General features: G+C 71.1%; 1 protein-coding gene. It reads right to left on the reverse strand.

Annotation, left to right across the window (positions count from 1 at the left end; all coding sequences use genetic code 11):
• A partial coding sequence (locus ACTWP9_RS36670; protein WP_443250647.1) for a transglycosylase SLT domain-containing protein occupies window positions 1-478 on the reverse strand: 478 nt, incomplete at its 3' end.
• Window positions 479-577: the final 99 nt, after the last annotated feature.

Consider the following 577-nt stretch of genomic DNA (forward strand, 5'->3'; position numbering starts at 1 on the left):
TGTCGGGGGTGCCTTCGACGTGGAAGCGGTCGAAGGTGGGCTGGATCACCTGGAGCAGGCCCTTGGAGGGGGTGCCCTTCTTGGCGTTGATGTCCCAGTCGTTGACCGCGTTGGGGTCACCGGCCGATTCGCGGATGATGTTGCGCTTGATGCCCTCGTAGGAGCCGGGGATGTCGTGCTTGGCCATGATGGCGCGGGCCTCACGGATCCAGCCGTCGAGGTTGTCCGCGTACTTCTTCGCGCCGGTGCCCTGGTCGTCCGCCTTCTGCGCCTTCTTGGCGTGTGCGGCCTGCATGCTGACGTGCTGCGCGGTCGAGGCGGCGCTCTCGATGGCGGCGGGCTTGGCTGCGGGCTTGGCGGGGGCCTCGGCGTGGGCGGTGCCGGCCAGTGCGGTGGCGGCGATACCGGCCGCGCCCAGGGCGGTCAGGCCGGTGGTGGCGAGGCCGGCGGGCTTGAGGGTACGCAGGGTGTTACGCATGCGAGCAGAGGAGCCTTTCGTGGGGGGACGTTCCGGCCGCGCGCCCCGGGGAGCGGTGCGTTGTCCCGGTCTCGTCGCGGCCTGGCACCCACCCTGGGA

The organism is Streptomyces sp. 3N207 (genome assembly GCF_052246355.1).
Lineage (GTDB): Bacteria > Actinomycetota > Actinomycetes > Streptomycetales > Streptomycetaceae > Streptomyces.